This window comes from Candidatus Poriferisocius sp. (assembly GCF_965214065.1).
Classification (GTDB): Bacteria; Actinomycetota; Acidimicrobiia; order Acidimicrobiales; family Bin134; genus Poriferisocius.
This window is the reverse complement of record NZ_CBDCAT010000023.1, coordinates 1-16,500: the sequence shown is the minus strand read 5'-3', so window position 1 is coordinate 16,500 and position 16,500 is coordinate 1. Positions and strand designations below refer to the sequence as shown.

The following is a 16,500-nucleotide window of genomic DNA, read 5'->3' as shown; positions in this document are numbered from 1 at the left end:
GGGCAGGGGTGACAGTTTTCGGGATAAGCGCGCCAGTCGGGTAGAAACAAGGCGTGCGGACCGCAGAGTTGGATTATGAACTGCCCGATGCCGCTATCGCCCAGCAGCCAGCCGACCCCCGGGACAGCTCTCGGCTGCTGGTGGACCAGGGTCCGTCTGCTCCGCCCGAGCACCGACTCACTCGGGATTTGCCCGAGTTGCTGAGCCCCGGCGACGTGCTGGTGGTGAACAACAGCCGGGTCATGGCAGCCCGGCTGCGGCTCCGCAAGGCCACCGGGGGCCGGGTCGAGGTGCTGCTGCTGGAACCGGGCGACGACGGCTGGTGGAGTGCGCTAGTACGCCCTGGCCGCCGGGCACCGCCAGGCACTGAGCTGTGGATGGGCGGGGAGCCGGTGGTGGAGGTGGGGGAGCGGGTCGGCGATGACGGCCGGCGCTGGGTGAGGCCCACTGGCGACCCCACCGCGCTCATGGACCGGATCGGGGAGGTGCCACTGCCCCCCTACATCACCGAGGATTTGGCCGACACCGAGCGCTATCAGACGGTCTATGCCGATCGGCCGGTGTCGACCGCCGCCCCTACCGCCGGACTTCACCTCACCGAGGCGGTGCTGGACCGCTGCCGGGCCGTCGGGGCTGAGGTGTGCGAACTGGAGCTGGCCGTGGGCACGGCCACCTTCACCCCGGTCATGGCGGACAACCTCGACGACCACGCCATGCACACCGAGTCTTATCAGATCCCCGAGGCCACTCTGGCCGCCTGCGTCCGAGCGGAGCGGGTGGTGGCGGTGGGCACCACCGTGGTTCGAGCCCTGGAGTCGGCCGCGGCCACCGGATCGGCCTGCGCACAAACAGATCTGTTCATCAAGCCGGGGCACCGGTTCGCGGTGGTGGACGCCATGCTGACCAACTTCCACCTACCCCGGTCCAGCCTCCTGGCCCTGCTGGCCGCGTTCGTCGGCCCCCGCTGGCGAGACCTCTACACCGCCGCGCTGGCCGAGGACTACCGTTTCCTGTCGTTGGGAGACGCCATGTTCTGCACCAGAAGCCCCCGCCAGTGACCCTCCAAATCGATGTGCTGGCCCGGGACGGGCAGGCCCGTACCGGCCGTATCACCACCCCGAGGGGCTCCTTCGCCACCCCGTGCTTCATGCCGGTGGGCACCCGGGCCGCAGTCCGCACCCTCGACACCGCCGACCTCGAAGCCCTCAACCCGCCGGTGGTGCTGGCCAACACCTACCACCTGATGATGAGGCCCGGCCCCGAGGTGGTGCAGCGCATGGGCGGCGTCCACGGATTTACCGGCTGGTCGGGCCACGTGCTCACCGACTCGGGGGGTTACCAGGTGTTCTCGCTCGACCCCAAGGTGGACGACGACGGCGCCACGTTCCAATCCACCTACGACGGCTCCACCCATCGCTTCACCGCCGAGCGGGTGGTGGACGTGCAGCTCCAGCTCGGATCCGACATCCAGATGGCCTTCGACGTGTGCCCGCCCGCCGATGCCCCCGCGCCCGTCCAACGCCAGGCCGTGGACCGCACCGCCGCCTGGGCGGCCCGGGCCCGCCGCCGCTTCCTGGAGCAGAGCGGGCACCAGGCCAGCGCCAGCCAATTCGGCATCGTCCAGGGCGGTTTGGACCCCGACTTGCGAGCCGAGAGCGCAGCGCGGACCATCGAGGTGGGCTTCGACGGCTACGCAGTGGGCGGACTGTCGGTGGGGGAGCCCCAAAACCAGATGTTGGCCGCGCTGGCCGCCACCGTCCCCCAGCTGCCCGCCGACAAGCCCCGCTACTTCATGGGTCTGGGCGACCCGGTCGGGCTGGTGGAGTGCGTGGCGCTGGGGGTGGACATGTTCGACTGCGTGCTCCCCACCCGGCTGGCCCGCCACGGCACGGCCCTCACCGGCGAGGGCCGCATCAACATCACCAACGCGTCGTTCGCCGCCGACGACCACCCCGTCGACCCCCAGTTTCCGGCCAGCCCGATCGCCCGATACTCCCGGGCATATATCCGCCACCTGTTCAACGTGGACGAGCCGTCGGCCGCCCGTCTGCTCACCCTCCACAACGTGGCCTGGCTGCTGGCCCTCATGGATGCCGCCCAAAATGCCATCGCCGCCGGCACGCTAAACCGGCTTCGCCAGCAGGTAGCCGAGGCGTGGTCCCGCCCCTCCGCGGATGGGCAGCCAGGGCGGTGACGGCCCGCCCCGCCGAGTCGTCTCCCAGCTAGGACTTCCGGTAGAGTTCAGAGCCTTGGAGATCCTCCCGCTTCTGCTTTTGATGTTCGTAGCCATGTACTTCTTCATGGTGCGCCCCCAGCAGCGCAAAGCGCGCGAGCAGCGCGCCCTGCTCGACTCTCTTGAGGTGGGCGACGAGGTAATCACCGCATCAGGCCTGTACGGGATGATCACCGATTTCGACGGCGGCACCGTATTCATTGAGATATCTGACGGTGTCGAGATCAAGATCAGCCGCGAGACCATCGCCAATAAGATCGTGTATTCCGACATCGACGTCGATGGCGACGACGCTGGCTCCTAGCCCCCACATCCAGCGTCAATGAGCCGCCGATCGCTGGTTTCCCTTGCCCTCATCGTGGCCGCGGCCGCGGGGCTGTTGGCGGCCTCGCTGGCCGTGGGCAACCGGCCGCTTCTCGGGCTCGACCTCAAGGGCGGGGTCGAGGTGGTGCTGGTGCCGGTCGACGACCCCGACCGCCCGGTGGCTATAACCGAGGGCGATCTGGATGTCGCGGTCAACATCATCCGCGACCGCATCGACGGGCTGGGCGTGGCCGAGCCCGACGTGACCCGCCAGGGCAACCGGGTGGTGGTCCAGCTTCCCGGCATCAGCGATCAGCAGCGGGCCATCGACATCGTGGGCCAAACTGCCGAGCTGCGCTTCCGCCCGGTGTGCACGCTGCTCGACCCCGTGCCCGCCTCTGGCGAAGAGGCCGAGTCGCCCCCGGAGCTGCCCGTCCCCGCGCTGGACGACCGGGGCTTGGCCCCGTGCCCCACGGGGATCGACGTCTCGGCCCTGCCTACCACCAGTTCATCTGATGATCTTCTCGACCGCTTTGTGGTCCTGCCCCACAAAGACGGATCGAGGCGCTACCTGCTCGGACCGTCCTCGCTCACCGGCGCGGGCCTATCCGGGGCCGACAGCCGGTTCACCAACGAGTATGTGGTCGAATTCAACCTGAAGGGGGGCGACGAGGGCGCGGACAAATTCGATGAAATTGCCGCCGCGTGCAACCCGCCATCCGATTTCTGCCGCACCGCCCAGATTGCCATTGTGGTAGACGGCACGGTGGAGTCGGCCCCGGTAGTGAACGAAGCCCGATTCGGGGGCAGCGGAATCATCTCCGGCAACTTCTCCGAGGAAGAGGCCGAAGACTTGGCCCTGGTGCTGCGCTACGGCGCCCTGCCCATCGAGTTCCAAGACCCCACCGACCCCCAGAGCGACAGCACCAGCCGGGCGGTTTCGGCCACCATCGGGGGCGACTCCCTGCGGGCCGGAATCATCGCCGGCATCGTCGGGCTGGCCCTGGTGTTCTTGTACATGGTGGGCATGTACCGGCTCTTGGGCGTGGTCGCCATGCTGAGCCTGGGCGTGTCGGCCACCCTGCTGTGGGTGATCGTGGCCTGGCTGGGCGAAACCCAGGATCTGGCGCTGACGCTGGCCGGGGTCACCGGCCTCATCGTGGCTATCGGCGTGTCGCTCGACTCCAACGTGGTCTACTTCGAGCACCTCAAAGAGGACGTGGCCACCGGCCGCATGCTGCGGTCGTCGCTGGAGCAGTCCTTCTCGGCGGCGTTCCAGACCATCTTCAGGGCCAACTTCGCGTCGCTCATCGCCGCGGTCATCTTGTACTGGCTCTCGGCCGGCTCGGTTCGGGGCTTCGCCCTAATGCTGGGTCTGGCCTCGGTGCTCGACCTGGTGGCCACCTACTTCTTCTTGCGGCCCTGCGCTCAGTTGATGGCCCGGTCTCCCAGCCTGATGGCCCATCCCCACCGCCTCGGCCTACCGACTCGGGAAGAGGCCATGCCTGGGGGAGTCGAGGCATCATGAGCCGCCTCCAGCGCCTGTGGCGCAACCAGACCAAGGTGGACTTCCCCGAGGCGTGGAAGACCGCCCTGAAAGTGTCCGCCGCCTTGGTCCTCATCAGCGTCGTGGCCCTTTTGGTGCGGGGTGTCAATCTGGGCATCGAGTTCGAGGGCGGCACGGTGTGGGAGGCCTCGGCGCCCGATGTGTCCACCGCGGAAGTGCGCGACGCCCTGAGAGGCGTGGACCAGGCTGACGCCAAGATCCAGTTTGTGGGCGGCGACGTGCTGCGGGTGAGGGCCGAGTTGGACGCCACCGACGCCTCCAGCGTGGCCGAGGTGTCGCTGGCTCTGGCCACCCTCACCGGCCAGAGCCTCGACGACATCAGCTTCAATTCCATCAGCGCCTCGTGGGGCGATGAGATCACCGACAAGGCCATTCGGGCGCTGATCGTGTTCTTCATCGTGGTGGCCATCTACATCACGTTGACGCTGGAGTGGCGGATGGCCGTGGCCGCTCTGCTGGCGGTGGCCCACGACATAGTCATCACCGTGGGCATCTACGCCCTGTTCCAGTTCGAGGTGACTCCGGCCACCGTCATCGCCTTCCTCACCATCATGGGCTACTCCTTGTACGACACCTTGGTGGTGTTCGACAAGAACCGCGACTACCAGCGCCGCTCGGCCCTGGTCGGGCGGGCCACCTACACCCGGATCATGAACTCGGCGCTCAACACCGTTCTCCTGCGGTCGGTGAACACCACCATCACATCAGTATTGCCGGTGCTGTCGATGCTGATCATCGGCACGCTGGTGCTGGGTGCGGTGACCTTGGCCGAGTTCGCCGTGGCCCTGCTAATCGGCCTTTTGGTGGGAACCTATTCGTCGCTGTTCGTGGCCGCGCCGGCCGCGGCCTGGTTGAAGGAGCGCCAGCCTGAGTTCACCGAGCTGCGCGACCGCCTCGAGGCCCGGGCACAGTCCCGCGGCACCACGGTGCACAATGTCGAGGACGTGGCGGTCGGGCCGCCCTCGCGGCAGGCGGCGCCCCCTGCTGACGGAGCGTCCCGCCGGCCCCCACCCACCGGAACGGTCATCCCCCCACGCCCCCGAAAGCGCAAGCGGCGGTAGCCCACCGGGCTCACGGGTAGGATTGGGACAGTGGAGTCCGGCTGGCCTGCGAGCCTTATCAGGGATGTCCCTGATTTCCCCACACCAGGGATCCTGTTCAAGGACATCACCCCGCTGCTCGACGATGCCGAAGCGTTCCGGTGGGCGGCTGACGAGCTCGCCGACCGCTTCAGCGACACCCCGGCAGACCGCGTAGTGGGCGTCGAAGCCCGGGGGTTCATCCTGGGAGCGGCGGTGGCCTACCGCCTCGGACTCGGATTCGTGCCCGTTCGCAAACCGGGAAAGCTGCCCTACGACACTCGGACGGTCGATTATCAGCTGGAGTACGGCACCGCTTCTTTGGAGGCCCATACCGACGCTTTGTCCCCCGGCCAGCGAGCGCTCATCGTCGATGATGTGCTGGCCACGGGGGGCACGGCAGCCGCCGCGGTGGAGCTCGTCAGTTCCGGGGGCGCGGCGGTGGCCGGCGTGGGCTTCCTAATAGAGTTGGGCTTTCTGAGCGGTCGGGAGAAAATAGAAATAGACGCCGACTGTCCGGTGATCTCGCTGTTGTGCTTCGGGGGTGACGGATGACGCTGACAGAGCGCACATCGCCCTGGTTGGATCAGCCCGAACCCGACGTAGACCTATTGCTCGACGCCTACCTCGAGCGCCACCCCAACGACACGGCGGAACGCGTCGAGATGGCCTATCGCCTGGCCGAGGAGGCCCACGCCGGGCAGGCTCGCAAATCCGGCGAGCCCTACGTGTCCCACCCCCTGGCCGTGGCCCATATCGTGGTCGAGCTGGGGCTGGACGACGTGTCGGTCATCGCCGCTCTGCTGCACGACGCCATCGAGGACACCGCCATGGACTTGGCCGACGTCGAGCAGCATTTCGGAGGCGAGGTTGCTTCGATCGTCGACAGCGTCACCCGGCTGGACCGGCTCAAGTTCAACACCCAAGAGGAGGAGCAGGCCGCCTCCATGCGCAAGATGCTGGTGGCCATCGCCAAGGACCTGCGGGTACTGGTGGTCAAGCTGTCCGACCGGCTGCACAACATGCGCACGCTGGCCGCGCTGCCGCTGGCCAAGCAGCACCGGGTGGCCCGCGAGACCATGGACATCTACGCCCCGCTGGCCAACCGCCTGGGGATGCAGGACATGAAGCTCCAACTCGAAGACCTGGCCTTCGCCGCCCTCCACCCCAAGCGCTACGCCGAGATCGACCGCATGGTGGCCACACGGGCGCCAGAGCGCGACTTGTACCTCACCCAGGTGCTGTCCAGCGTGGACGCCCGCTTGGCCGAGCTGGGCATCCAAGCCCAGGTCACCGGCCGCCCCAAGCACCTTTGGAGCATCTACGAGAAGATGATGGTCAAAGAGCGCAGCTTCGACGAGATCTTCGACTTGGTGGGCATCCGGGTAATCGTCGACTCGGTGCGGGACTGCTACGCCGCGCTGGGCTCCATCCACGCCACCTGGAAGCCGGTGCAGGGGCGGTTCAAGGACTACATCGCCATGCCCAAGTTCAACCTCTATCAGTCGCTTCACACCACGGTGGTGGGGCCGGGGGGTAAATCGCTGGAAGTGCAACTCCGCACCAACGAGATGCACGCCCGAGCCGAGCAGGGGGTGGCTGCCCACTGGGACTACAAGGAGGGGGCCACCACCGACGATCTGGCCTGGCTGAGCCGCATCATCGACTGGCAGCAGGAAACCTCCGACGCCGCCGAGTTCTTGAGCAACCTCAAGACCGACCTCGACCACGACGAGGTGCAGGTGTTCACCCCCAAAGGCGAAGTGGTATCGCTGCCCATGGGGGCGATACCCATCGACTTCGCCTACTCCATCCATACCGAGGTGGGCCACGCCTGCATCGGCGCCCGGGTCAACGGCCAGCTCGTCCCGCTGGACCGAGAGCTGCGGCCCGGCGACATGGTGGAGATCTTCACCTCCAAGGTGGCTGACAAGGGGCCGTCGCGCGACTGGCTCGGGTTGGTGGCGTCCCACCGGGCCCGCAACAAGATCCGCCAGTGGTTCGCCCAGGCCCGCCGAGAGGACGCCATCAAGGCCGGCCGCGACACGGTGGCCGCCGCCCTGCGCCGCGAGCGCCTTCCGGTGGCCAAAATCCTGTCGGGCGATGAGATGGTGCAGGCGGCCCAGGACATGAACTACCGCGACCTCGACACCTTGTTCGCCGCGGTGGGCGAGCGCCATGTGTCAGCCCAGGCGGTGGCTGAGCGGGTGGCCGGCTTGCGGGTGGAGCCTACCGCTGACGAGGACTTGGAGGGCGATGTGGTGGTCGCCCCCACACCGTCGGCGCTGCCCCGCCGCACCGATCAGCCGGTGGAAGTGGAAGGCCTCGACGATGTGCTGGTCAACCTGGCCCGATGCTGCAAGCCGGTTCCCCCCGACGAGATCATCGGCTTCGTCACCCGGGGCCGGGGGGTGTCGGTCCACCGCACAGAGTGCGCCAACGCCGTGTCGCTGTCGTTCGAGCAGGGCAATCGCCTCATCGACGTGGACTGGAGTGCCGAGCGCATCGGCGCCTACTGCGTGACCATCGAGGTCAAGGCATTCGACCGCACCCGCCTGCTGCGAGACGTGGCCAACGCCCTGTCCACCGGCTCGGTTAACATCCTGGCCTGCGAGACCCGTACCGGCGCCGACCAGATCTCTATTATGCGGTTCGACTTCGAGCTGATCGACAGCACCCACCTCAACGCCCTCCTCCGCACCATCCGCGGCATCGACTCGGTCTACAGCGCCTACCGAGTCCTCCCCACCGCCACTGGCTCGTAGTCGTGGCTGAGATGTTCCAGGCGCCGAAGGGGACGCGCGACATTCTGCCGCCGGAGTCGGACCGCTGGCAGGCGCTGGTTGCGACATTTGCCGAGGTGTTCGGACAGGCTGGCTATGGGCTGGTGCAGAATCCCATGTTCGAGGACATCGGGGTGTTCCAGCGCCTGGGCGAGGGCACCGAGGTGGTGCGCAAGGAGATGTACGACTTCTTAGACAAGGGCGACCGCCATCTGGCCTTGCGCCCCGAGGGCACTGCGTCGGTGGTCCGGGCGTTCAACCAGCATCGGCCCACCGTGCCGTGGAAGGTGTGGTACCTCACCCCGTGCTTTCGCTACGAGGAGCCCCAGGCAGGGCGGTTCCGCCAGCACCATCAGGTTGGGGCCGAGGCCATCGGCTCGGCCGACCCCGACCTAGACGTGGAGGTCATCGGCCTCCAGCACGATTTCTATCGGGCCATCGGGTTGAGCCGTTTGTCGCTGCGGCTCAACTCCATGGGCAGCCCCGGCGACCGCCAGGCCTACGCAGAGCAGTTGGCCGTCTGGCTGGACCGGAGGTTGGGGGAGCTGGACGAGGCCGATCGGGCGAACGCCGTCAACCATCCGCTGCGGGTTCTGGACTCCAAACGGGAGCGCACTGTGGCGGTGGTGGCCGACGCTCCCCTGATTATCGACTGCCTCTCAGACGAGGCCGCGGCCCACTTCGACCGGGTGCAAGCCGGGTTGGACGCCCTCGGAGTGGCCTATGAGATCGACCCCCGGCTGGTGCGGGGGCTTGACTACTACACCCACTCCACTTGGGAGTTCGCCGCTGGTTCATTGACCTCGGCTCAGAACGCGGTGGGAGGCGGCGGGCGCTACGACGGGCTGGCCGAAGCACTGGGCGGCAAGCCCGCCCCGGGCGTGGGGTTCGGCGCGGGCATCGAGCGCATCCTGCTGGCCGCCGACGCCGAGGACGCCCTCACCGAAACCGCCAGGGGGGTGGACGTGTTCGTGGTCGACGTGGCTGGCGGTGACACCGGGCGTGATCTCACCTTCGAGTTGCGCCGCAACGGGATGTCGGCCGACCGGGCCTTCGACGCCCGCTCAATGAAGGCCCAGATGAAGGTGGCCGATCGCTCAGAGGCCCGGTTCGCCCTCCTGGTGGGGCCAGACGAGATGGCCGCGGGCACGGTCACTTTGCGCGACCTGCGCTCGGGAGCGGGCCAAATTGCGGTAGCTAGGGCCGACGTCGTTGCCGAAGTGGCCGCCAGGCTGGAGAGCGAGTGAAGCTGCTTCGGAGGCAAGAGTCCCCGCGGTCAGATAGACACAGAGGTCAGGTCGTCGCCGATGATGATCTCGCCGGCGAAGTGCTCGGCTGCCATTGCTACCCATTCCGGATACTGATCGGGCGAAGGGCCGGGAGCCATGTGCGTCAACACCAGCCGCTTGGCGCCGACTCGGGCCGCGGTTTGAGCCGCCTCCGCCACTCCTGAGTGGTAGTCGAGGATGTCTTGGATCATGTCTATGGGGATGGGCCGGATCAGGTCTTGGCGGATCACCGTTTGGACATAGGCGTCGGCCCCTGACGCCAGGGCGTCCACGCCCGGACAGGGCAGGGTGTCGCCCACGATGGCCGCCGTCGACCCTTCGTGCTCGAGGCGGTAGCCGATGGTGGGCCGCACCGGCGCGTGGTCGGTGGCCGCGGTGGTGACGGCCACGTCTTTGACGGCGAAGGCATCGCCGGGGGCGAGCTCGGTTACCTCAACCTGAGGGCCTTTGGTGAGCGCCTCGTGGTGCTCGATCCGGTAGCCGATGTCGGCTTCGAGCGCGTGGATCTGCCGGTCGACGAACTGCGCGGTGCCCGGAGGCCCATAGATGGCAAGGGCACTGTTGCCCTGGGCCATTACCCAGTGGGTGGTGATCACATCGTTGAGAGCGCAGATGTGGTCGCTGTGCAAGTGGGTGATAAGCACGGCGCTGAGCAGGCCGGGCAGCGACCCTGCGCCGGCCATTCGCATCACCACCCCCCGACCGGCGTCCACCAAGATGTGGGTGCCACCCGCCTTGACCAGGGTGGACGGCCCAGCCCTATCAGCGTCGGGCACCGGGTTGCCGGTCCCAGTCAAAACAATGTCCATGGCCCCTCCTCAGCGGTGCGCAGCCACCCGCCCAAAAGTTACTGGCTCCGTTGCCGAAGTAGTCGGCAAGTCCCCAATCCGCGCCATGCGCTCCAATCAGAAGGGGGCGCCCCACCGGGTGGTGGGGTTTGGGATGGCCGGGGGGATGGGGAGCACTCACATGGCGGCGGTAGCATCGGTGATCGTGCATGTTTTGCGCCAAGCGCTCGAAGGGATGAGATGGACCCCATGAGACAGAACCGGATTTGCAGCTGTGGGCGAATCGCGCCATGAGAACTGACTATTGCGGCGAGTTGCGGGCCGATGACATTGGGCGGGAGGTGTCGGTTTGTGGCTGGGTGGATCGGCGCCGAGAGCACGGGGAGCACTTGGCGTTCATCGACCTGCGGGATCGCACCGGGGTGATCCAGTGCGTGGTTGACGAGCGCCACGATCTGCGCTCGGAGTATGTGGTGCGGGTCACCGGCACCGTGCGGGCCCGCCCCGAAGACACGGCCAACCCCAAGCTGGCCACGGGCGAGGTGGAGATCGGCGATTGCGGGGTTGAGGTTCTCTCAACGGCCGAGCCTCCGCCATTCCCGCTGCACTCCCGCACCGAGGTGGACGAGAGCGTGCGCCTGCGCTACCGCTACGTCGACCTGCGAGGCGAGCGCCTCCAGCGCAACCTCGAGCTGCGGGCGAAGGTGAACAGCGCCATCCGCCGCTCAATGGAGGCTCAGCGCTTCACCGAGATCGAGACCCCGATGCTGGTGGCATCCACCCCCGAGGGAGCCCGCGACTTCGTGGTGCCATCGCGCCTGCACCCCGGCCGGTTCTACGCCCTGCCCCAGTCGCCGCAGATCTTCAAGCAGCTTTGCATGGTGGGCGGGCTCGACCGCTACTACCAGATCGCCCGCTGCCTGCGCGACGAAGACCTCCGCGCCGACCGGCAGTTCGAGTTCATGCAGCTCGACGCCGAGGCCAGCTTCGCAAGCCAAGACGACGTGATGGCCTTTATCACCGAGGCGGTGGCCGCCGCGGTGGAAGCGGTTACCGGCGCCCGCCCCGCCGAGCCGATCAACATGACCTGGACCGAGGCCATGGAACGCTACGGCTCCGACAAGCCCGACGTGCGCTTCGCCATGGAGCTGGTCGAGCTGACCGGGCTGTTCGAGGGCACCGAGGCCAAGGTGTTCCAGGTGGAATGCGTCAAGGGCATAAACCACAAGGGGGGCGGTCAGAGCTTGGGGCGCAACGCCATCGACGAGCTCACCCGCAAGTGCCAGCAATGGGGGGCCAAGGGGCTGGCCTGGTTCCGGGTGGGCGACGACGGCGCCCTCGACGGCGCATTGACCAAGTTCATGTCCGCAGACGAGCAGGCTGCGCTCGGCCCGGCCATGGGCGCGGAGCCCGGCGACTTGTTGCTGTTGATCGCCGACCGCCGCCAGAAGGTGCGCGACGTTCTCGGCCTGCTCCGCTTGGAGCTGGGCCGACCGCCCATCACCGAGGGCGGGCTGAATTTCATTTGGGTCACTGAGTTCCCGCTGTTCGAGTCAATCGATGATCAGGGCCGGCCGATATCAGCCCACCACCCGTTCACCATGCCCCACCCCGACGACGTGGGGCTGCTGGGCGGCTCGGGGGAAGACCTGCTTGAGGTTCGCTCTCAGGCCTACGACTTGGTGCTCAATGGCTGGGAGCTGGGCTCGGGAAGCGTGCGGATCCACCGCCCCGACATCCAGCGGGCCGTATTTCGAGCCCTGGGCATCGAAGACTCCGAGGCCGAGGAGCGGTTCGGCTTTTTGCTGGATGCCTTCCGATACGGCGCCCCGCCCCACGCCGGATTCGCCTTCGGCATCGACCGGTTGGTGGCCATCTTGGCCGGCGAGGAGAACATCCGCGAGGTGATCGCCTTCCCCAAGACCCAGTCGGGCGCCGACCCGCTGTCCAACTCGCCCACCCCGATTGCCGACCGCCACCTCGACGAGCTCGGCCTGCGCGTTCTTCCACCCCCTGCCTCCGCCAGGTAAGCGGATGGAGCGCAGCAGCCGGGCCAGGTGGCAATGAGCGACGACCATGAGCACCGGCAGCGGCGAGGTGCCCGCCCACCTGCGCGATGCTCACTATCAGGGGGCGGCCGGTCTAGGGCACAGCGCGGGCTACGTGTATCCTCATGATGATCCCCAGGGCTGGGTGAGCCAGCAATATCGCCCCGACCGCTTTGAGGATCGCCGCTACTACCATCCCTCTGAACACGGTGCCGAAAAGGAGATTCGCCAGCATATGATGGGCCGCCGAAACGACAAACCCGGGAGCGAGACCGACTGATGGCCAAGCGACTCGTATGGTTTGCCGCCGGGGTGGGCGCCGGCGCGACCGGGGCCTCCTACGTGCGCCGCAAGCTGCGCCAGGCCACCCGGCGACCGGCCCCCAGACCACCGGGCACCGACGCCGGTGCGCGGGCCAAAGCGGCCGTTTCCGAGGCCCGAGCGGCGCTGGCCGAGGGCACCGCCGCGGTCCGGCGCTACCGGGCCGAGATCGCCCGCCGGGCACTCGAGGATCCCCCCGGCCGGTGAAGGCGGCAGCGTGACCCCCAAGCGAGCCCAGGAGATCCGCACCGCGTTCACCTCCTTCTTCGGCGAGCGGGACCACGCCGTTTTGCCGTCGGCCAGCCTGATACCCCGCGACCCCACGGTTTTGTTCACCGTGGCCGGCATGGTGCCGTTCAAGCCCTACTTTTTGGGCGAGGAGGCCGCCCCCCATCGCCGGGCGGTCACCGTCCAGAAATGCGTGCGAGCCGGGGGCAAGCACAACGACCTCGACGAGATCGGGCGCACCCGCCGCCATCTCACCTTCTTCGAGATGCTGGGCAATTTCAGCTTCGGCGACTACTTCAAAGAAGAGGCCATCGGCTGGGCGTGGGAGTTCGTCACCGAGGGCCTGGGGTTCGATCCCGACCGGCTGTGGATCACCGTCCACCTCTCCGATGACGAGGCCGCCGAGATCTGGCGGGACGCCGCCGGAGTGGCCCCCGACCGCATCCAGCGGATGGACGAGGACAACTACTGGCGCATGGCCGACACCGGTCCGTGCGGCCCCTGCTCGGAGATCTTCTTCGACAAGGGCCCGGAGTTCGGCGGCGACGGCGGTCCGGCCCACGGGGGCGACGAGCGGTTCCTGGAGTTCTGGAACCTGGTGTTCATGCAGTTCGACCAACAACCCGACGGCCTGGTCCCGCTGCCCAAGCCCAGCATCGACACCGGGGCCGGGCTAGAGCGCATCCTCACGCTGATCCAGGGGGTGGAGTCGGTGTTCGACATCGACGAGATGGCCGAGCTGGTCGGGGAGGCCAGCGCGGTGACCGGGGTGAAGCTGGGGGCAGCCGACCACAGCGACCTCACCCTGCGGATTCTGGCCGAGCACGCCCGCACCATGACCTTCCTCATATCCGACGGGGTGTTCCCCTCCAACGAGGACCGGGGCTACGTTCTGCGCCGCATCATGCGCCGGGCCATCCGCCGGGCCTACCTGCTCGGAGTCACCGAGGTCGTCACCCCCAAGCTGGTGGACAAAGTGGTCGACATCATGGGCCACGACTACCCCGACATCGCCGCCAACCGCAGCTTCGTACGGGACGTGGTGGCCCGAGAAGAGGAGGGCTTCCGGTCGACCCTGGCCCAGGGATCGCAGATCCTCGACGATGCCATCGACCATCTCGGCGAGGGCGAGGCGCTGTCTGGGGATCTGGCCTTCCTTTTGCACGACACCTACGGTTTCCCGTTCGAGGTCACCGAAGAGACGGCCCGCGAGCAAGACGTGGCCGTGGACCGGGCCGGCTTCGACCAGCTCATGGAGGGCCAGCGCTCCCGGGCCCGGGAGGACTTCGATGCCCGGCACGCAACTTCGGCCGATGTCTCGGCCTATTTTGCCCTGGTCTCCGAGCACGGCCCCACCGAGTTCACCGGCCGCGACTTCGACACCGCCGAGGCCGTGGTGTTGGCCGTCACCGATGACGGCATCATCTTGGACCGGACCCCGTTCTATGCCGAGGCCGGCGGCCAGGTGGGCGACACCGGAACCATCACCTCTCCCACCGGCTCAGCCCGGATAACCGACACCACCTATGTGGTGCCCGAGCTGCACTTGCATCACGCCACGGAGATCGACGGCGAGATCTCCGTGGGCCAGACGGTGATCGCGGCCATCAACGCCGACCGACGGGCCGCCATCCGGCGCAACCACACCGCCACCCATCTGCTGCACTGGGCGTTGAAAGAGGTGCTGGGCGACCACGTCAAGCAGCAGGGCTCGCTGGTGGCCGACGATCGGCTGCGCTTCGACTTCACCCACTTCGAAGCCGTCGGCGCCGACCAGATCGACAAGATCGAGCGGCTGGCCAACGCCGACATCTTGGACAACCCCCCGACCCGCAACTACGAGACGTCAATGGCCGAGGCCACCGAAGCCGGGGCCATCGCCTTCTTCGGCGACAAGTACGGCGAGAGGGTGAGGGTGCTGGAAGCCGGCCCGCACTCCATCGAGCTGTGCGGCGGCACCCACGTGCGGGCCCTGGGCGACATCGGCCCGGTGAAGATCGTGTCGGAAGGATCGATAGGGGCCAACATCCGCCGCATCGAGGCGGTGACCGGCACCCGGCCGGTGGAGATGCTCACCGAGCAGGAGCGGGTGGTGGCCCAGACTGCCGAGCGCCTGGGCGTCCCCGCCGAACAGCTGCTGGCCGGGGCCGACAAGCGCATGGCCGAGATAAAGAGCCTCCGGGCCGAGCTAGCCGAGCTGCGCCAAGCGGCCTCATCGGACCAGTCGGCGGTATTGGCCCAGCAGGCCGTCGACGGGGTGGTGGTGGCGCTGGTTGAGGGCGTCGACCGAGGCCAGCTGCGCGACCTGGCCATCGCCACCCGAGACCGGCCCGACGTGGCCGCGGTGGTGCTGGGGGCCGCCCCCGAGGGCGGGGGCGCGGCCCTGGTGGCCGCGGCCACCGCCGACTGCGACCTGCACGCCGGCGAGCTGATCGCCGAGGCGGCAGCCACCATCGGCGGCGGCGGAGGCCGAGACGCCAAGCTGGCCATCGCCGGGGGCCGTGACCCGTCGCGCTTGGAGGAGGCTCTGAGCCAGGTGCGGGTAGCTGCTGGCATCGGGAGCTGATGGCTGCGAGGGCACTGGGCATCGACCTCGGTGAGCGCCGCATCGGCGTGGCCGTATCCGACGGCGAGGGACGGCTGGCCACCCCGCTGACCGTGATCGAGCGCTCGGGCAGCGCCAAGGGCGACCACCGCCAGATCGCCGAGCTGGTGGCCGAATACGAGGCCGAGGTGGTGGTGGTGGGCCTGCCCCTGTCGCTGGACGGCACGTCCGGTGTAGCCGCCCGCGGCGCCGAGAGCGAGGCCGAGCAGCTCAAGGCCGCACTGGATGTCCCGGTGCTGACCCACGACGAGCGGCTGACCACCGTCATCGCCGAGCGGGCCCTGGCCGAGTCGGGCCTCAGCGGAAAAGCTCGCCGCAAGCGGGTCGACATGGTGGCCGCGTCGGTAATCCTCCAGGGATGGCTGGATGCGACCAGACGGGATTCGCAGCCATGACCGGCGGCGCCTTCCAGGGTCGGATGGACTTCTCATGACCGACGAAGATCCCCAAGACTGGGACTGGTTGCCCCGCCGGACCTCCACCCTCACCCGGGTGGCCATAATCTTGGCCTCATTGGGCGTGGTCATGCTGATCGCCGGGCTGGTGATCAAGGGCTGGATCGACGATCGCCTCGACCCGCCCGGCGACGAGGGCCCAGAACTGGTGGTCAACATCCCCCAGGGCGCGTCCATCAACGACATCGCCCGCATCCTTGAAGACGGCGGCGTGGTGGCCAACTCCACGGTGTTTCGCTACTACCTGCGCTACAAGGACGCCGGCGACTTCCAGGCCGGCACCTACCTATTGAACGAGAACATGTCGGTATGGCGGGCCAAAGACGTGCTGTTGGCCGGTCCCTCCTCCGGACCTGTGGAACAAGACTTGAGGGTGCTGGTGCCCGAGGGCCTCACGCTGGCCCAGATGCAAAGCCAGATGTTGGCTCAGCTTCCCACTTTCGACGCCGATGAGCTGGCCCGGGCAATGGCCTTCCCGCCCTTGAGGTCCGACTTCCAGCCGCCGACCAGCACATTGGAGGGGATGCTCTTCCCCGACACCTACCTGCTCGATTCGGCTACCGCCGGAGACGAAGCCGCCCTTGTCGTCCGCATGATCAATCAGTTCGACACGGTGGCCGCCGAAGTGGGTTTGGATGCCGCCCCCGACACGGTGGGGATAAGCCCGTACGAAGCCGTCATCGTGGCCTCTCTGATCGAAAAGGAGGCCCTCATCGAAGAAGACCGGGCCAAGATCGCCCGGGTAATCTACAACCGATTGGGCCAGAACATGCCGCTCCAGATCGACGCCGCGGTGCGCTA

Annotated in this window: 15 protein-coding genes; 14 read left to right on the top strand and 1 reads right to left on the bottom strand. The window is 67.7% G+C overall.

What is annotated here, in order from left to right:
* Positions 1 to 53 precede the first annotated feature (53 nt).
* From queA to hisS, 8 genes are read left to right on the top strand one after another with little or no spacing between them, the layout of a single operon-like run.
* Positions 54 to 1,058, top strand: coding sequence for a tRNA preQ1(34) S-adenosylmethionine ribosyltransferase-isomerase QueA (gene queA / locus ACOOGG_RS01480; protein ID WP_420431556.1), 1,005 nt, complete (start codon positions 54 to 56; stop codon positions 1,056 to 1,058).
* Complete coding sequence (tgt, locus tag ACOOGG_RS01475) at positions 1,055 to 2,194, top strand: tRNA guanosine(34) transglycosylase Tgt (protein ID WP_420431554.1); 1,140 nt, start codon at positions 1,055 to 1,057, stop codon at positions 2,192 to 2,194. Before queA ends, tgt begins: the two co-directional genes overlap by 4 nt.
* A 55-nt stretch (positions 2,195 to 2,249) precedes the next feature.
* Positions 2,250 to 2,537, top strand: coding sequence for a preprotein translocase subunit YajC (yajC, locus tag ACOOGG_RS01470; protein WP_420431552.1), 288 nt, complete (start codon positions 2,250 to 2,252; stop codon positions 2,535 to 2,537).
* A gap of 18 nt (positions 2,538 to 2,555) precedes the next feature.
* Positions 2,556 to 4,064: a protein translocase subunit SecD gene (gene secD / locus ACOOGG_RS01465; protein WP_420431550.1), complete on the top strand. Its 1,509-nt coding sequence runs from the start codon at positions 2,556 to 2,558 to the stop codon at positions 4,062 to 4,064.
* Entirely contained in the window at positions 4,061 to 5,164 is a 1,104-nt protein-coding gene (gene secF / locus ACOOGG_RS01460) for a protein translocase subunit SecF (RefSeq protein ID WP_420431548.1), read from the top strand. Before secD ends, secF begins: the two co-directional genes overlap by 4 nt.
* A gap of 21 nt (positions 5,165 to 5,185) precedes the next feature.
* Positions 5,186 to 5,737 (top strand): adenine phosphoribosyltransferase, encoded by a 552-nt coding sequence (locus ACOOGG_RS01455; protein ID WP_420431759.1) that lies wholly within the window; start codon positions 5,186 to 5,188, stop codon positions 5,735 to 5,737.
* Positions 5,734 to 7,947, top strand: coding sequence for a RelA/SpoT family protein (locus tag ACOOGG_RS01450; protein ID WP_420431546.1), 2,214 nt, complete (start codon positions 5,734 to 5,736; stop codon positions 7,945 to 7,947). Before ACOOGG_RS01455 ends, ACOOGG_RS01450 begins: the two co-directional genes overlap by 4 nt.
* Positions 7,948 to 7,958: 11 nt before the next feature.
* Complete coding sequence (hisS, locus tag ACOOGG_RS01445) at positions 7,959 to 9,212, top strand: histidine--tRNA ligase (RefSeq protein WP_420431757.1); 1,254 nt, start codon at positions 7,959 to 7,961, stop codon at positions 9,210 to 9,212.
* A gap of 29 nt (positions 9,213 to 9,241) precedes the next feature.
* Here the strand turns inward: hisS and ACOOGG_RS01440 are convergent, their stop codons facing one another.
* Positions 9,242 to 10,063, bottom strand: coding sequence for an MBL fold metallo-hydrolase (locus ACOOGG_RS01440; RefSeq protein ID WP_420431544.1), 822 nt, complete (start codon positions 10,061 to 10,063; stop codon positions 9,242 to 9,244).
* A 269-nt stretch (positions 10,064 to 10,332) separates the two neighbouring features.
* On the opposite strand from ACOOGG_RS01440, the gene aspS reads away from it, so the two are divergent.
* The 6 genes from aspS to mltG form a co-directional block, all read left to right on the top strand.
* The gene (gene aspS, locus ACOOGG_RS01435) at positions 10,333 to 12,072 is read left to right on the top strand and encodes an aspartate--tRNA ligase (protein ID WP_420431542.1); all 1,740 of its coding nucleotides are present in this window, start codon (positions 10,333 to 10,335) and stop codon (positions 12,070 to 12,072) included.
* A gap of 46 nt (positions 12,073 to 12,118) precedes the next feature.
* On the top strand, positions 12,119 to 12,370 hold the full coding sequence (locus tag ACOOGG_RS01430; RefSeq protein WP_420431540.1) for a hypothetical protein: 252 nt from the start codon (positions 12,119 to 12,121) through the stop codon (positions 12,368 to 12,370).
* Positions 12,370 to 12,618 (top strand): hypothetical protein, encoded by a 249-nt coding sequence (locus ACOOGG_RS01425; protein ID WP_420431538.1) that lies wholly within the window; start codon positions 12,370 to 12,372, stop codon positions 12,616 to 12,618. The genes ACOOGG_RS01430 and ACOOGG_RS01425 overlap by 1 nt, the downstream gene beginning before the upstream one ends.
* A gap of 10 nt (positions 12,619 to 12,628) precedes the next feature.
* Entirely contained in the window at positions 12,629 to 15,205 is a 2,577-nt protein-coding gene (gene alaS, locus ACOOGG_RS01420; protein WP_420431536.1) for an alanine--tRNA ligase, read from the top strand.
* Positions 15,205 to 15,639 (top strand): Holliday junction resolvase RuvX, encoded by a 435-nt coding sequence (gene ruvX / locus ACOOGG_RS01415; protein ID WP_420431534.1) that lies wholly within the window; start codon positions 15,205 to 15,207, stop codon positions 15,637 to 15,639. The genes alaS and ruvX overlap by 1 nt, the downstream gene beginning before the upstream one ends.
* Positions 15,640 to 15,673: 34 nt before the next feature.
* Positions 15,674 to 16,500: endolytic transglycosylase MltG (gene mltG, locus ACOOGG_RS01410; protein WP_420431532.1), on the top strand; the 827-nt coding region annotated here is incomplete at its 3' end.